Here is a 15,652-nt window from a genome sequence, read left to right on the forward strand (position 1 = left end):
TTCTCCTTAACCTCGTTTCAACAGCACTTGGCCGCCATGCGTAACCAGTAGGGCTTTTTGAATTTCATCGTCCTGACTGATGGCAAAATTCTTTTCACTATCAAAAAGGGTTTCCACAAAATTCAGCACATTACGTGCATAGAGTGCTGATGCTTCAGTAGAGACCGTCGACGGAATATTTGGAATACCGAGAATTTTCACGCCATTTTCAGTGACAACGGTTTCACCACATTGAGAGCCTTCAACGTTACCGCCCGTTTCTACCGCCATATCCAGAATGACTGAACCCGGTTTCATCTTGGCCACAGTTTCTGCCTTGATTAAACGTGGTGCATCACGACCTGGTAACAACGCTGTGGTAATCACGATGTCAGCATTGGAAACAGCTTTATCGACAATAATGGCCTGATCTTTGATGTACTGTTCGCCCGGCATCCAGCCATAGCCATTTTTGGCAGCATCAGCGGCTTTTTGCTGTTCTTCTTCAGACATCGGCACGTCTAGCCATTTCCCGCCCAGAGATTCAACCTGATCTTTGGCAGTTGGACGCAGGTCAGTGGCTTCTACCACCGCACCCAGACGTTTTGCGGTCGCAATCGCTTGCAAGCCGGCAACACCAACCCCCATGATCACGACGCGGGCAGGTTTGACTGTCCCTGCTGCGGTCATCAGCATCGGGAACATACGCTGGTATTCAGCTGCAGCCAGCAATACCGATTTATAACCGGCCAGGTTGGCTTGTGAGGACAGCACATCCATGTTTTGCGCACGGGACAGGGTCCGTGGCAATAATTCCAGGGCAAATGCAGACACCTGCTGTGCAGCAAATTGGTCAAGTTCAGTATTGCGGTATGGGTCAAACATTGCCACCACGGTAGAGTTAGGAGCAAGTTTTTGAATTTCTTCACCTTTCGGCGCGCGAACTTTCAAAATCATTTGACTGCCGGTATAGGCATCATCTGTAATTTTGGCACCCACGTGCTCATAGGCGCTATCGATATAGGCAGCTTTTAAGCCTGCACCACGTTCAATAACCACGCTATGACCCGCGTTGATCAACTTCTTTACTGTCTCTGGCGTTGCAGCGACACGATTTTCACCGACGACAGTTTCGGTTGGGATTCCGATCTGCATGAGCGTTCCTCAAGCTAATTTTTCTTAAGTAAACATCGCCGAAACGATGCTTCCCCTCAGGTTATGTCCTTGTTGAATTTTTGGATTCTAATTGAACTTTTTTAAATTACCACCCAATATTTATTTAATAAATACCCATATTTTGAACTGATGATTCATAAAAAGAAGGGTGGCAGATATAATTGATCAGTTTGGCTTTCTATTCTTCATGGCGACGCTCTGGAAATAAGGTGTATAAATTTTCAGCACAGCTCCTGACTTTTTACAGCGAATTGCGTCCTGTTTTGTTTTTTCTTTCCTTAAAATTGATTGTTTTGACAAATCTTATCGTGTAGTGCCGGCTTACAACAGGCTGATAAATACCAATAATGAACGGCTTTTTCGCAGCAAAAAATGAATATCCAGTTCATGATTGACTAAAATGACATCTTAATCACAGAAGAATCCGGGAGAAATTGGTCAAAACTGCCCAATGTTCGGGCAGAAAAGTAAATCCTTCGTCAAATGCATCAATTGGCTAAATGATTTCCTGCCTGATGATCTGGCCTTAACCCATACATCTGGCTGTGAAAATGCGATAAAAAATTAAAAGTTTTTTTATTGATCATTTTGCCTGATGATGAATAAAGCAGCGCAACTGCTTAAATTTGCGTATTTTGCACTATTTTTGTGCAACAATTACCTATAAGGAATCAACAGGTATTTAACTTAAAAAATCACCTTAAAATTTTCATAAAATGAGAATAAAGCCTATCTTTACACATTCATTTCTTCGAGCAGACAGCTTATACTCAACCTATGAAAATCTGGTGACACCTACCCTATTGATTAAATTGCTCTGAATATGTCCATTTCCTTGACCAGAACGCAGTTAGGTTCACTGTTTGCACTGTGCGCGGCCTTTTTATTTAGCACCAAGGCTATTTTTATCAAGCAGGCTTATGCGCTTTCACCCTTAGTGGATGCCACCACCTTAATGACCCTACGGATGGCCAGCGCACTGCCGTTTTTCCTGCTGATCTGCTGGTTTAACCGGCATCGCAATACCCAGATTCAGCTGCGCGAATGGATACTGCTCGTGGCTGCCGGGCTGCTCGGCTATTATTTTGCCAGCTGGCTCGACTTTCTGGGGCTCATGTTTATTAGCGCCTCACTGGAACGGATTATCCTGTTTCTGTATCCCACCTTAACCGTTCTAGCCAGCAGCCTGATCTACAAGCAGCGCTTAAGCCTGAAAACGATACTGGCCTTGCTGCTCAGTTATGGTGGAACGGTACTGGTGATGTTACAAGAACAGCAAAACATGCCAGATGGCCATTCCTTCTGGCTTGGTGCCAGTCTGGTATTTGCCAGTGCGGTGGCTTTTGCCGCCTATTTGCTGGTGACGCCGCGGCTGATCCAGAAATTTGGCAGCTGGAATTTTACTGGCCTGGCGCTAAGTGTGGCCTGTTTCGGCACCCTGCTGCATTATCTGCTGGCCGTACCGGAGCCGCTGCAACGGCTGAGTCAGTTACCGGGCAGCGTCTATGCCTATGGCATTGGACTGGGCATTCTGGTCACGGTGTTGCCAACCATTTTATTAATGCAAAGTATCGAACGCCTGGGAGCGGCCCATTCGGCCATGATCGCCTCTATCGGCCCGATTCTGACCATTGTGCTGGCCACCCTGTTTTTAGATGAATATTTAAATGCCTGGCAATGGCTGGGTTGCGCCCTCAATATCATTGGGGTAATGATGATTAGCCTGTCCAAGAAAAAGCTGATGGCCTGATCCATGATCAGTCAGCTCAGCCTGTTCCGGACTGCTACGCATGTATCTCGCACGTGCAAAAAGAATGTTGCAAATGGTGATCTTTGGCCGTCATGCTGAATATTACCGAAGATGCGATTGAATGAATTAACCTGAACTGGACCTTGTATGAATACCTCTCCCGATATTAGTCAGGATAAAACCCTGCTCTGGCTTATGGCGCTGGCTTGTGGTCTATGTGCAGGGGCCAACTATTATTGCCAGCCGCTGATTAACTCAATTCATACTTACTTTCAGGTACCGGAATCCCAAGTCGCGCTCACGGTGACGTTTGCCCAGGTGTCCTATGCGCTGGGGCTGTTATTTATTGTGCCGGTTGGCGATACCGTCAATAAAACCAAATTCATTCCGCTGCTGATGTTTCTGGCCGCGTTTGGCCTGTTTCTATGTGCCTTTTCAGTGAATCTGCCAATGCTCTGGATTGGCACCATCATGACCGGGCTATTTTCAGTGGCCGCACAGATTCTGATTCCGTTTGCCACCATGTCGGTCAAGCCGGAGAAAATGGGCGAAGTGGTCGGACTACTGATGAGTGGTTTACTGGTCGGGATTTTACTGTCGACCAGTCTGGCCGGACTGTTATCCAATTTATATGGCTGGCAGCTGATTTATATCATCAGTGGCGTGTTGATGATGGGACTGGCGATTATTCTGAAAAAACGCTTGCCGCATATTCCGACGGTGCGTATGGCCTATGGCAAAATCCTGCATTCGATGCTGCAACTGATCCGCCAGGAAAAACGGCTGGTCTATCGCGCCCTGATTGGTGCCAGTGCCTTTGCCGCCATGAGCGTGCTGTTTTCCACCATTGCGGTGTTACTTGGCTCCTCTTTTGGGCTGCCCGATGTCGCAGTCGGTTTAGTCACTTTAATTGGGGTATTCGGCGCACTCTCCACCAAAAAAATTGGCAAAATTGCCGACCGCGGCCATGGCAAGCTGATCACCTGGACCGGACTCGCTTTATTGGCGGTCAGCTGGAGCTTCCTGTATTTCGGCGCCCAGTATTTATGGAGCTATATCATTGGTTTTGGCCTAATTAACTTAGGTCTGGCCAGTGTACATACCAGTAACCAGAACGTGATTTTCCATTTACGCCCCGATGCCAAATCGCGCCTGAACGCAGTCTATATGACCAGCTATTTTATTGGCGGCGCCTGCGGTTCTGCACTGGGCATTTACGCCTGGCATCATGGCGGCTGGAGCATGAGCTGTCTGGTTGGTTTAACCCTGGTGCTCTGCTCGGCCTGTTTTGCCTGGTTAGATCAGCAACATCTGCGCCGCCAGCAACTGGCTTAAAACTGTATAAATCGTGCAGGCAGGTTTAAGACACCTGCACCATCGGATAATGCGGCTGGGCCGAATCAATACTGGCCGGATATTCCAGCAGAATCTGAATAAAGGATGGAATTAAGGCAGCAAAAATACTGGTTGCCCCAGCCAGAATGTCACGGTTTAGCAGGCTGTTATAGTTGGCACCGCCACTGGCAAACTGGTGACGTAGACTGTCAAAGCGTTTAAATACCGCCATCAGCAAAGCGACTGACTGTTTATTTTGCAAGGTCTGTTGCAGATCAATCTGCTCTTGTGCGGCACGCTGCTGCCATTCATCGCGCGTGAGCTGTAAATGCTGATAGGCCCAGAATTCCGGATGGGTATAGGGATGTGCCAACAGGGCCTGAATCTGCTGCTGGTATTTTTCCCATAACACATAATCAATTTTTCGGGTTTCATCCTGCTGGTACAGAAGCTGAAAAAACTGCTGTAACTGCGCAGCGGGTGGACTGGCCGCATCTTCACGGTAAATGGCCTGAAAGGCAATCCATAAACTCATAAATTTAAAATCCAGCTCCTGATCCAGACTCAGGGCTTTTTTAAACCAGCTCAGGCTACGCTGTATTTTCAGATTAAAATGCACCGAATTTTCATTCTTTTTACTGCGGTAAATTTCCTCAACCACCAGCATCTTTGTTATCCTTTTTCTTGTCTTACTGCATCAATGTAATGGTTTTTTTATTTTCTCTCAACCTTTTGATCCTTCAATTTATTTATTACCCGTCTATTTTCCAGCAAAAATAAATCCGAGTATTTTCCTTTTATTTAAATAAAATAAATAAAAAATATGGGAGCTTAAAATATATTTAAAACACATTTTATCTAGCAGCTACTTAAAATAAAGAAATGTAAAGTTATATATAAAATCGCGAAAAATGTAATTACACAAAAGATTACATTCTTAAAAATCTTATGTAGGACAGCCAATTAAAAATGCCGGCTTAAAATCACCGCTTACAACTAAATAAGATGTAACAGAGCCAGGGTTTTTCATGAGATGTTTCATGTTAAAAAGAAGCTATCTGTTTTTCTCAGATGATTTCAGCGCGCTAGCGATAGCGTCGATATCTATAAAAGAGGTGTTCAAATGCAAAATCAAAACAATGGTTTAAACCAACAGCAACAGCAGCCTCAACAGCAAGGCAATCAGCAGCAACAAGACCGTCTGCAGCAACAGCAACCTCAACAACAGCAAAATAACCAGCAACAAGGCAATCAGCAACGCCAGCAAGATCAACAGCAGCAACAAGACCGTCTGCAGCAACAGCAACCTCAACAACAGCAAAATAACCAGCAACAGCGCCAGCAAAATGATCAGCAACAGGATCAGCTGCGCCAACAACAGCAACAGCCTGGCCAGCAACAAAACCGCCAGCAGCAACAGCAACAACCGCAGCAATATGGTCAACAACGCCATAACCAGAATGCGCAGCAGCAAAACAATCTCTTAGATGATGAAGATATGTAAAACCATTTTTTGTTTTTCACTTATTTTTATTATAAATAATCGAAGGAGATGATCATGGTCAACAATGCAAATGATCCACATGGGTACTGGCGTGACAACCATGCAGACCGTCCTTACTACAATGATTTTAAAAGAGATATCCCAGATATTGATTATGATCGGGACTTATCTTCTGCTTATGACCTCGGTACACGTGCCCGCAGTGAATATGGCACAGATCGCGACTTTGAAAGTTCTGAAGGCGACCTGAAACAGCGCTGGGAAGAGTTTAAAGCAGATTCTCGCTTAAAATGGGAACAGGCCAAGCACGCGATTAAAGATGCCTGGGATAGAAACTAGATTGCCCTCAGTCTGGTTCTAATACGGTTCAGAGTTATAGGTCATTATGACCTATAACTTTTTTATATCTGTGGGTTTTATCTCTGCAGATTTTCTATTTTGGGTTGTCTATTTGATTTATATATTGGCAGAGTAAAACTTGAAGTGCGACATAAACCACCTAATTAATTTAAAGGGTTTATGGAGTATATAAAATTGTCATACCATCATCTTAACTTTGAAGATCGTACTGCATTAATGCTTGAGTCAAGAAAAGAAGGCTTTTCACCCAGAAAATTTGCTGAACTTATTAAAAGACATCCTAGTACGATCAAGTCTGAACTAATACAGCTTACACCATTAGAGAAGTTTGCTCAGCTTGTTGATTATCATAAGGCTTTTGAAACTGTCGCACCTCATGTTTGAATTCGCCATTCCTATTATTTTTGCTTGACTACTTCAATAATACTCTGACTAATTGCCCGCGACAGCTGTTCCAGTTTTTTCCTTTTGGTGCCATTAAATACACAGCGATAATGATGCAGTTTATTCTGATACGAAATACAGTAAAAAAATGTTCCGACCGGTTTTTCCTTAGTTTCAGAGCCACCACGTTTTAATAAACCGGTACAGCCAACAAAAATATCAGAATCAATGATCTGTTTGGCTTTTAAAACCAGCTGTTCTGTCACTTCGGCAGATTCAAGAGAGTATTTTTCCAGGAATTTCTTTGAAATTTTTAAAATACTGACTTTTAAATTGGCGTCATAACAGACCAAGCTACCATTTAAAATATCGCCTGAATTTTTATTTAATGAAAAACGATAGGCCAGATAACCTGCCGAAGCACTTTCAATAAAGGTGACTTTTAATTTCTTTTTGGCAAGTAACTGGCAGCATTTATTCATTTATACCCATCCTGAATATAATTATTCCTTCCGATTTAAACATAGCTCTTTTTCAGTGCTTTTTTCTGAAAAGTAACATTTCATTTATTTTTTAAAACTAAAAATATAACCCTCTGATTTTTATACCTATAGATTAATTCCCTATATACATACTTTACATGAAGTCACACAACTCAGGCTTAAGTTTCCAGCCAACTAGATTACTGTTTTCTAGGGTTAAATCATGGAGCAAAATAATGCCAACGGTCGTCAAACAAAGATTATTACACATACTCAATGATGTGCCTGAAACCTATTTTGATCTGGTGTCCTTTTATTTAGATGCCGATATTACTCCCACCGCCAAACAACAAAAAGCCCTGTTCAGTTTAAAACATGAAATTGAAACCCTGCCGTTGGCCCTACCCGATTTCCCTAGCCAGCTGGATCAGCTGGAGCACTGGATGATCCAGCATGAACAGCAAGCCCAGCTCGAATTTGAATATTATTTAAAGCGCCGCGCCTGGGGACAGCCACGCGAATATTTTCACTGCCTGTCCGATGCTTATGAGTTTCTGATCAAGATTGCCCCGACCCAGCGTGCGCAGGCAGCCTGGCTCTACAGTTTTAGCCAGCACTGGGATGACCGGCGCTATACCGAGCTGATTCAGCTGTATCTGCAAGCTCTGGCCTATGGTCACACGCAGCAGCATCAGCTGTATCAGTTCAATGCACTGCTTGAAACCCTGCAGCTAGATAACTTTGTACTCGGTCTGGACGATGGCTATTTTCATCAGGCTGCAATTCAGCTGGCACTGGCGTACTGCCCTACCGATTTCATGCCTTTGACCTTAGGGTTTCATATTGGCAAACACCTGTGCTCGCTGCATCAGCTGATCATTGCGCATGAACTAAAAGAACTCGGTATTCACACCCGCTGTTTTCAGCCACAGCAGCGTTCAACATCACGGCATACGCCCGTGCTACATGCCATTGCCAGTCTGGCCCCGGACGAAAAACAGCAGGCTCAATATCTGCGCCTGATTCAGCTGGGCTATGCCTTAAGCCAGCAAGGCATGAACGAAGAAAAAATCCTGCAGCGGCTGCATCTGCACGACATTATCCAGAAAATTTTCCAGCATAAAGCCCTGATGGGCAAATTCATTCATGACAATAAATGTATTTTTACCAACCGCAGCATCAACCAATGGCTGGAAACCGTCGAAGGCGTGGATGGTTTTATCCAGCAGCTGCTGGAAACCGACTGGATCCGTTTAGGTCAGGACCCGGAGCAGAGTAAATTCTGGCGTCTGATTCATCAGCAGGAAAGCCAGATGTTCGGGCTGTTTAACCGTACCGAACAGCAGTTTATTTATGACTGGATTCTGGGAGATGCCGCAGTACAGCATCCTGCCCCATCTGCGCTGCAAAGCACGTCGGACCATTTTAAAACCAGCGACCACTTTAATTATATGGCCGAGCTGGAGCTGGAAGAAATTCAGCTCAAATACGCCCAGGCCTCATCTTTTGACGACAAAATCCGGCAGCTATTGCCTTATTTGGCCCCGCATAAATCTGCCAGCGATGCCGGACGCTGGTGTACCCAGCAATACAGCCAGGCCCTTTTCCCGGCGCTGTCGCAGGCGCTCGACCCAATGCATCATAAAAGTTAATTACGGAGAACAGCAACAATGAAAAAAGATCAACAACCGAGTGAAATGGCCGGCGCAGATGCGGCAAACCGACAGAACAGTAATGATAAATCCGTCCAGTTGGACCCGTATCGCAGTGATGCGACACAACAGGCGCTCACCACCAATCAGGGCGTTAAAATTGCCGATAATCAGAACAGCCTCAGAGCCGGTATTCGCGGGGCCACGCTGCTCGAAGATTTTATTTTTCATGAAAAAATGACCCACTTTGACCATGAACGGATTCCGGAGCGTATTGTGCATGCGCGTGGCACCGGTGCGCATGGTTATTTTGAAGCCTATCCGGGTAATGAAAAATATACCAAAGCCCATTTTCTGACCACCCCAGAACATAAAACGCCAGTCTTTGTGCGTTTCTCGACCGTACAAGGGCCGCGCGGCTCGGCAGATACGGTGCGCGATATTCGCGGCTTTGCCATCAAGTTCTATACCCAGGAAGGCATTTATGACATGGTCTGCAACAATGCCCCGGTATTCTTTATTCAGGATGGCATGAAATTCCCAGATTTTGTGCATGCCTTAAAACCGGAACCGGATACCGAAATTCCGACCGGTGCCAGTGCGCACGACACCTTCTGGGACTTTGTTTCGCTGGTGCCAGAAAGCTCACATGCGGTGATCTGGGCCATTTCCGACCGTGGTATTCCAAAAAACTTCCGTAGTATGCAGGGCTTTGGCGTACATACCTACCGCTTTATTAATGCCGAAAACAAATCGGTGTTTGTGAAATTCCACTGGACCCCGAAACAGGGTATGGCCGCCTTGGTCTGGGATGAAGCACAGAAAATTGCCGGGAAAGACCCGGATTATCATCGCCGCGATTTGTATCAGGCCATCGAGAACGGTTTCTATCCGGAATGGGAACTGGGTGTGCAGATTGTGGAGCAGGAAGATGAAATGAGCTTTGACTTCGACCTGCTCGATCCGACCAAGCTGATTCCAGAAGAACTGGTGCCGGTCATTCCGATTGGCCGGATGGTGCTCAACCGCAATATTGACAATTTCTTTGATGAAACCGAACAGGTCGCCTTCTGTCCGGCGCATATTGTGCCGGGAATCGACTTCACCAATGACCCACTGCTGCAGGCGCGGATTTTCTCCTATACCGATACCCAGCTCAGCCGTTTAGGGGGTCCGAACTTCCATCAGCTGCCGATTAACCAGGCGGTGTGTCCGTTTCATAATAACCAGCGCGATGGCATCCATCAGAGCCGGGTTCATCGCGGTCAGGCGGCGTATCAGCCCAACTCGATTGACAATGACTGGCCACGAGAAACCCCACCCGCAGCCAAAGGTGGCGGTTTTGAAAGCTATCAGGAACGCATTGACGGGCATAAAATCCGTCAGCGCAGTCCATCCTTTAGCGATCACTTTTCGCAGGTGCGTCTGTATTTCAAAAGCCTGAGCCTGCCTGAACAGAAACACGTGGTCGATGCCTATGTCTTTGAGCTGAGTAAAGTGCAGCGCAAACCTATCCGTGAGCGTGTGGTGCACAATATGCTGGCCAATATTGATGCCAATCTGGCCAAAATGGTCGCCGATAAACTCGGCATTGCACTAGATGAAAGCCAGCTGCCGCCTGATCTACCCGAGGAAAAAACCTCAGCCAAGTTATCCATGACGGCATTTTTACCGCCGAATATTGAAGGCCGTAAAATCGCGGTACTGGTGCATCCTCATGCCGCCACCGACAATATTGAGCCGATTCATCAATGGGCCTTAAAAGAAAATGTGATGCTGGATTTTCTGACGCCCACCCCTGCCCCAACCACCACCATTGAAGATGACATGATTCCATCTGATGGGATGCAGCAGGCCGAACCTTCAGTGCTGTATGATGCAGTGATTGTGCTGGATGGCAACAATCTGGATGCCTTTAAGCGCGATGGGGTGGCCTGCCATTATGTGATTGAAGCCTATAAGCATTTAAAACCGGTGGTACTGTTAGGCGATAAAGCCGAGCTGCTGGAGCATCTGCGATTGCCGGCAGATGAAGGCGTATTTAGCGATGCCAGTTTCCAGAATGTGGCGGAAGGCTTTAAAGAAGCGATTCGTCACAACCGGGTCTGGGCACGTGAAGCCATTGCAGAATCTATTCCGGCTTAATTGTCCTGTACTCATACAAGCTGAATCAACAAAAGGGAAGCCAATGGCTTCCCTTTTGTTTGAATAGATGGATGAGATTCAGATTAAAACTTGATGTACATAGTGCTTTCCTCTCACCTTAATCTGCAATCTGCGCCGTTTGATACCGCTCCAGCTCCTTGTCACTCGAGATCTGTGGAGGGGCTGCAATATCCAGCGGTTCTAAGCTCATTAAGGGCACTTTGATCTTCTTTCCCTTTGGGGTCTTCGGCTGATCTTCATCAACGGTAATTTTCTGAATAAACGTCGCCAACCAGAGTATAAACTCTTCTTTATTGCTGCTTTTCGGCACAATGCTCAAGTCCAGTTTCAGCTCGTTGGCATATAAAGGGTTGACCATCAGCTCATTAAAGTCGATGCAATTGACCAATAATTTAAGACGTGTTTTTTTGATTTCAGCACGCAGCTCAATCATTAACATATTTAAATCATTGATAATATCTCCTCTAAAGTCCTTATTTCGCTCGACATTTCTATAGATTATTTCAGAAAGTTTAATATACTGGGGCATACGATCATCCATTTATTATTCTGAATATAGTGATATTGAAGGATTTTACGTAATTTTATGTAGTATTTAATAGATATTTTGCAAGAAAAGCGCGTCTTGTTACATTCGAATTACATATTTTTTTAAACAAATCAAAGGATAACTATAATTTGCGAACTGATTGTCAATTTTTCCAGTGAATTAATTTTATTATTTTTATTTTGCTTAAGAGGATTATATATGTATTTTGATTATATATTCTAATTGAATTTAAAGATCATTTTCGGGAGTATTCATTTAATTTATAAAATAACTTAAACTTAATATCAATAATTATAATTTATATTTTAACAATATAACAGTTAAAATAGCAGCAAGCTAAAATATGGATATTCACCCTCCCACCTTCGGACAGCCAACAACAATCTTTTTTCGTCAGCCGGATTTTGTGCTACTATCTCGCCCCTGCACGCCCGGTGGATGTGAGTAAAACCCTCTGCCTTGTGCTGCCCGATCTGTGCGAATAGCGCCTCAGTTTTGTTTCCCGTCGTTGCAAGGTTTGCTGTTGAATGTCAAATGTAAATACGCTTGAAAATATCCAACTGCCAAGAATTTCCGTGGCCCCCATGATGGACTGGACCACCCGGGATTATCGTTTCTTTGCGCGTCTGTTTAATCCAAACGTGATTTTATACACAGAAATGGTCACCACCGGCGCCATTATTCATGGCGATGCCAAACGCCATCTGGAGTTTAATCAGGAAGAACATCCAATTGTGCTGCAACTCGGCGGCTCCAATCCTCAAGATCTGGCCACCTGTAGCAAAATGGCGCAAGACTGGGGCTATGATGAAGTTAACCTGAATGTCGGCTGCCCAAGCGACCGCGTGCAGAACAATAAAATTGGCGCCTGCCTGATGGCCGAGCCTGATCTGGTGGCAGAATGTATCGCAGCAATGCGTCATGCGGTGGATATTCCAGTGACGGTTAAACACCGGATCGGGATTGATGACATGCATTCGTATGAAGAAATGCTGCATTTTGTCGATACCGTTGCCAAAACCGGCTGCAATAATTTTATCGTGCATGCCCGGATTGCACTGTTACAAGGCCTATCACCCAAAGAAAACCGTGAAGTGCCGCCTTTACGCTATGAAGATGTTTACCGTTTAAAGCAGGATCGCCCGGAGCTGATCATTGAAATTAACGGCGGCATTAAAACCCTGGCAGAAACACAGGCACATTTACAGCATGTCGATGGGGTGATGATTGGCCGCGAAGCCTATCACAATCCGTATTTACTGGCCGAGCTGGGACATTTCTGGAATCTGCCCCTCCCGGACCGTTTCGAGATTATGCAGCAGATGATGCCATATATCGCACAGCGCGTGGCTGAAGGGGCACCGCTGTCGATTATCACCCGTCATATTCTGGGCCTGTTCCAGAACTTACCGGGCGCACGCAAATGGCGTCAGGCGCTAAGTGGTGGTAATGCCAAAACCTTAAAAGATGTAGAAGTGGCTATTCAGAATATTCAGGCCGCGATGCAGCGTACTGAAAACTATCTGCAGGAACACGCTGTTCAGCCTTAAAAGATCAACAAAAAGTCCTCAATTGAGGGCTTTTTTTAGAATCAGATCGTAACCGGATTATGCCTGTTTGGCTTTTAGCTGATCGAGTTTTTTCAGAACTTCGGCCACGGCCACCATCGCAAAACTGGAAGTAACCACTACCGCCGAACCATAGCCACCACAGCGCAGCCCGGCACTGGCACAGACATCAGCACTGGAAAACGGATTATCAATTGAATAGACACAGGTAATCCCGAACTTCTCTTTCGGCTTTTTACAGATGCCTTTGCTACGCAACTGGGCACGTAGTTTGGCCAGCATCGGGTCCTGTTCGGTTTTAGATAAATCAGCCACACGAATTTTCAGCGGATCTAGTTTACCGCCGGCACCGCCGGACACAATCAGCGGCACTTTATTAAAGCGGCAATACAGCATCAGCGCCAGCTTGGCTTTGACATCATCAATACAGTCCAGCACCACATCCGGGGTATGCGCCAGCAGGTCTTTGACATTGTCCGGGGTCAGGTAATCATCAATCAGGTTAATCTTGATGCGTGGATTAATGGCACGGCAACGCTCGGCCATAATTTCAATTTTTTCATGGCCCAAAGTGCTGCTCATGGCCGGTAATTGCCGGTTGATGTTGGAGGCGGCCACCACATCCATATCCACCAGGGTTAGCTCACCAATACCGGTTCGCGCCAGAGCTTCAACCGCCCAGGAACCGACCCCGCCGATACCAATCACCATGACATGACTGTTGGCATAATACTGAAAGCTGTCCTCACCATAAATTTTGGCAACACCGGTAAAACGGCGGTCATATTCATCATCTTGGAGCAGTTCAGTCATTGCACAATCAAATCTTATACAGGAGGGCTTATTTTAACGGTTTTTTCACATGGCGTGTGAGATTGGAGGATTTTTGCACGGCGCAACATCAGCGAGAGATTTAAATTTTAGGCCAGATGTAAAGCCTGTAACGAATTCTGCCAGATCATCTCAGCCAGTGCTGTCTGCTCCATCTGCAGGCTTTGCGCCAGCCCTTCAAGTACATAAGGCAAATTGGCCGGCGTATTGCGGGTGCGCTGCTCGGTCGAGGACTGGCAGCACAGCGGTGTCATATCCGGACAATCGGTTTCAAGCACCAGATGTTCTGGGCCTAATTCCTGCACCACCCGATGCAGTTTCTTGGCATTCGGATTGGTAATTTGTCCGGTCACGCCAATTTTAAAACCCAGTTTGATAAAGGCTTTGGCTTCTTCAACACCGCCACTAAAGGCATGGGCAATTCCGCCATAGCTAAAATTCTGCTGTTTTAGCAGCGCCAGCACATCGGCATGGGATTTACGAATATGTAGCAATACCGGACGCTGAAACTGGTGTGCCAGCTCCAGCTGGGCGGTAAAATACTTTTGCTGTTTCTGATACAGCTCGGGCTGTTTATGCTGCTTTAAAAAGGTATCCAGGCCAATTTCACCAACCGCAACACACTCCTGTTTACGCAATAACTGTTCTACATCCAGCAGATGTTGCGGCTGATGCTGCTCGATATAAAACGGATGTAATCCCGGTGCCAGATGGCTTCGCGGCGCCTGGCTTAAACGGTTCAGCCATTGATGGGTATTCAGTAACTGCTGAAAACGCGACTGCACAAAGCCAATTAAAATCAGCTGTTCGACACCCGCCTGCTTCGCCTGATAGGCCAGTTGCTCCCGATCGGCATCAAAATCCGCCACATCAAAGTGGGTATGGGTATCAAACAGTGCCAATGCCATTAGATGGTTTTCGCGTCAGCGCTGGACGCAGCTGCTGTAGTGGCTTCGCTGGCTGGCGCTTCGGGTGCCGGCAAATACGGTTTTTTCAATACCTGCTGTAGCTCTGTATAAGGAATCATCAGCCGTGGCAAACCGACCACATACGGACCAATTTCATATTCAGCATATTGCAGAATCAGGCCCTGCTGCCCCAGATAGAAATTATCCGACAGCTTGAATTTCCAGGCCTGCTCGTACTCGGCAACATTATTGGCCAGTTTGCTGTCTACCACCCATTGCTTAAAGGCTTCATAGGCGGCAGCTTCCAAAGCGGCTCGTTGCTGCGGCTGCAAGATGTCAGCCAGTTTGACCTGCTTTTTCTGCTCCAGATCAAAATTAAAATAGGTTTGCGCAGTAGCGCCATGTGCACCGCCCAGATAGCTGCTGCTATTTACTACCACGGTGGCCAGCGGCCCTTCCGAGTTTAAAATTTTTGGTTTAATCATCAGGCTAATCTGATGATTGGCACTCAGCGCCTTGATTTCCTGATCCAGACTTAAGAAGGCCGCAATAAAGGGCTGCACCTGCTGTTCCAGTTTCTGTTTTGGCGTTGGAATTTGCGTCAGTGCCTGTGCCGAGGAAGCTGGCTCTGCCGCAGAGGCTGGTGCTTCAACATTCAGAGGTTTATCTGCCGGAGCAATTTCTAGGGTCTGGTTCAGTTCTTTAAGAATGTACTGATCAATCTGCTCATCAACAAAAGGCTGGTTACTCTGCAAACGCTCAACAGAAAGCTCCGGGCAGTTTTTACCTTCACATTCCGGCAAGTTCAGCTGCAGCTTTTCCGGCTCGCCAATCAGTTTTAGCGCCTGCTGTTCAACTTCTGCAGCCTGCGCCTGCTGTTCCTGTTTCGGTTCATTATTTTTGGGCTGACATGCGGTCAATGCCATGGACACGGCCAAGACACTCATCACCCATGCTGTTTTTTGCTTTAACATTGAATAACCTTTATTGCCTTTTGTGCATCCCAG

Annotated in this window: 14 protein-coding genes and 1 pseudogene; 8 read left to right on the forward strand and 7 right to left on the reverse strand. The window is 46.1% G+C overall.

Features of this window, described 5'->3' with window-relative positions; all coding sequences use genetic code 11:
• Positions 1-6: 6 nt before the first annotated feature.
• Positions 7-1,134 (reverse strand): Re/Si-specific NAD(P)(+) transhydrogenase subunit alpha, encoded by a 1,128-nt coding sequence (locus tag VF685_RS09550; RefSeq protein ID WP_016658612.1) that lies wholly within the window; start codon positions 1,132-1,134, stop codon positions 7-9.
• An 844-nt stretch (positions 1,135-1,978) separates the two neighbouring features.
• On the opposite strand from VF685_RS09550, the gene VF685_RS09555 reads away from it, so the two are divergent.
• Entirely contained in the window at positions 1,979-2,905 is a 927-nt protein-coding gene (locus tag VF685_RS09555; RefSeq protein WP_005180104.1) for a DMT family transporter, read from the forward strand.
• A 147-nt stretch (positions 2,906-3,052) separates the two neighbouring features.
• A complete protein-coding gene (locus VF685_RS09560) occupies positions 3,053-4,240 on the forward strand; it encodes an MFS transporter (protein ID WP_127799678.1) in 1,188 nt (395 codons plus the stop codon).
• Positions 4,241-4,265: 25 nt separating this feature from the next.
• Here VF685_RS09560 and VF685_RS09565 read toward each other — a convergent pair whose 3' ends face one another.
• A complete protein-coding gene (locus VF685_RS09565; RefSeq protein ID WP_127799680.1) occupies positions 4,266-4,907 on the reverse strand; it encodes a hypothetical protein in 642 nt (213 codons plus the stop codon).
• A gap of 456 nt (positions 4,908-5,363) precedes the next feature.
• On the opposite strand from VF685_RS09565, the gene VF685_RS09570 reads away from it, so the two are divergent.
• From VF685_RS09570 to VF685_RS09580, 3 genes and pseudogenes are all read left to right on the forward strand, one after another.
• Positions 5,364-5,744 (forward strand): hypothetical protein, encoded by a 381-nt coding sequence (locus tag VF685_RS09570; protein WP_286384594.1) that lies wholly within the window; start codon positions 5,364-5,366, stop codon positions 5,742-5,744.
• Between the two features lie 54 nt (positions 5,745-5,798).
• Complete coding sequence (locus VF685_RS09575) at positions 5,799-6,083, forward strand: hypothetical protein (protein WP_005180111.1); 285 nt, start codon at positions 5,799-5,801, stop codon at positions 6,081-6,083.
• 180 nt (positions 6,084-6,263) lie between these two features.
• Positions 6,264-6,407 (forward strand): annotated as a pseudogene (locus VF685_RS09580) (helix-turn-helix domain-containing protein); the annotation flags it as partial.
• Between the two features lie 95 nt (positions 6,408-6,502).
• Here the strand turns inward: VF685_RS09580 and VF685_RS09585 are convergent.
• A complete protein-coding gene (locus tag VF685_RS09585) occupies positions 6,503-6,970 on the reverse strand; it encodes a CinA family protein (protein ID WP_163145429.1) in 468 nt (155 codons plus the stop codon).
• A gap of 236 nt (positions 6,971-7,206) precedes the next feature.
• On the opposite strand from VF685_RS09585, the gene VF685_RS09590 reads away from it, so the two are divergent.
• Together VF685_RS09590 and katE are read left to right on the forward strand one after the other, a co-directional pair.
• Positions 7,207-8,622, forward strand: a complete 1,416-nt coding sequence (locus VF685_RS09590) for a hypothetical protein (protein WP_127801927.1) — start codon at positions 7,207-7,209, stop codon at positions 8,620-8,622.
• Between the two features lie 18 nt (positions 8,623-8,640).
• Entirely contained in the window at positions 8,641-10,767 is a 2,127-nt protein-coding gene (katE, locus tag VF685_RS09595) for a catalase HPII (RefSeq protein ID WP_168369996.1), read from the forward strand.
• A gap of 118 nt (positions 10,768-10,885) precedes the next feature.
• On the opposite strand, the gene VF685_RS09600 is transcribed toward katE, so the two are convergent.
• Complete coding sequence (locus VF685_RS09600; RefSeq protein WP_228721955.1) at positions 10,886-11,329, reverse strand: hypothetical protein; 444 nt, start codon at positions 11,327-11,329, stop codon at positions 10,886-10,888.
• 536 nt (positions 11,330-11,865) lie between these two features.
• On the opposite strand from VF685_RS09600, the gene dusA reads away from it, so the two are divergent.
• The gene (gene dusA / locus VF685_RS09605) at positions 11,866-12,888 is read left to right on the forward strand and encodes a tRNA dihydrouridine(20/20a) synthase DusA (protein ID WP_104483776.1); all 1,023 of its coding nucleotides are present in this window, start codon (positions 11,866-11,868) and stop codon (positions 12,886-12,888) included.
• 57 nt (positions 12,889-12,945) lie between these two features.
• Here the strand turns inward: dusA and VF685_RS09610 are convergent, their stop codons facing one another.
• From VF685_RS09610 to VF685_RS09620, 3 genes are all read right to left on the reverse strand, one after another.
• Positions 12,946-13,719: a tRNA threonylcarbamoyladenosine dehydratase gene (locus tag VF685_RS09610; RefSeq protein WP_286384614.1), complete on the reverse strand. Its 774-nt coding sequence runs from the start codon at positions 13,717-13,719 to the stop codon at positions 12,946-12,948.
• Between the two features lie 107 nt (positions 13,720-13,826).
• A complete protein-coding gene (locus tag VF685_RS09615; RefSeq protein ID WP_163145426.1) occupies positions 13,827-14,645 on the reverse strand; it encodes a TatD family hydrolase in 819 nt (272 codons plus the stop codon).
• Positions 14,645-15,619 (reverse strand): RsiV family protein, encoded by a 975-nt coding sequence (locus VF685_RS09620; protein WP_163145425.1) that lies wholly within the window; start codon positions 15,617-15,619, stop codon positions 14,645-14,647. The genes VF685_RS09615 and VF685_RS09620 overlap by 1 nt, the downstream gene beginning before the upstream one ends.
• Positions 15,620-15,652 lie beyond the last annotated feature (33 nt).

It is taken from the genome of Acinetobacter sp. Brlt_5 (assembly GCF_051949055.1).
GTDB classification, from domain to species: Bacteria; Pseudomonadota; Gammaproteobacteria; order Pseudomonadales; family Moraxellaceae; genus Acinetobacter; species Acinetobacter indicus.

Excerpts from the sequence above, each read along its gene's own strand:
- katE (WP_168369996.1), top strand. The coding sequence starts at position 8,641 with ATGAAAAAAGATCAACAACCGAGTGAAATGGCCGGCGCAGATGCGGCA.
- VF685_RS09555 (WP_005180104.1), top strand. The coding sequence starts at position 1,979 with ATGTCCATTTCCTTGACCAGAACGCAGTTAGGTTCACTGTTTGCACTG.
- VF685_RS09585 (WP_163145429.1), bottom strand. The coding sequence starts at position 6,970 with ATGAATAAATGCTGCCAGTTACTTGCCAAAAAGAAATTAAAAGTCACC.
- VF685_RS09565 (WP_127799680.1), bottom strand. The coding sequence starts at position 4,907 with ATGCTGGTGGTTGAGGAAATTTACCGCAGTAAAAAGAATGAAAATTCG.
- VF685_RS09575 (WP_005180111.1), top strand. The coding sequence starts at position 5,799 with ATGGTCAACAATGCAAATGATCCACATGGGTACTGGCGTGACAACCAT.
- VF685_RS09550 (WP_016658612.1), bottom strand. The coding sequence starts at position 1,134 with ATGCAGATCGGAATCCCAACCGAAACTGTCGTCGGTGAAAATCGTGTC.
- VF685_RS09600 (WP_228721955.1), bottom strand. The coding sequence starts at position 11,329 with ATGGATGATCGTATGCCCCAGTATATTAAACTTTCTGAAATAATCTAT.
- VF685_RS09570 (WP_286384594.1), top strand. The coding sequence starts at position 5,364 with ATGCAAAATCAAAACAATGGTTTAAACCAACAGCAACAGCAGCCTCAA.
- VF685_RS09590 (WP_127801927.1), top strand. The coding sequence starts at position 7,207 with ATGCCAACGGTCGTCAAACAAAGATTATTACACATACTCAATGATGTG.
- VF685_RS09610 (WP_286384614.1), bottom strand. The coding sequence starts at position 13,719 with ATGACTGAACTGCTCCAAGATGATGAATATGACCGCCGTTTTACCGGT.
- VF685_RS09560 (WP_127799678.1), top strand. The coding sequence starts at position 3,053 with ATGAATACCTCTCCCGATATTAGTCAGGATAAAACCCTGCTCTGGCTT.
- dusA (WP_104483776.1), top strand. The coding sequence starts at position 11,866 with ATGTCAAATGTAAATACGCTTGAAAATATCCAACTGCCAAGAATTTCC.
- VF685_RS09615 (WP_163145426.1), bottom strand. The coding sequence starts at position 14,645 with ATGGCATTGGCACTGTTTGATACCCATACCCACTTTGATGTGGCGGAT.
- VF685_RS09620 (WP_163145425.1), bottom strand. The coding sequence starts at position 15,619 with ATGTTAAAGCAAAAAACAGCATGGGTGATGAGTGTCTTGGCCGTGTCC.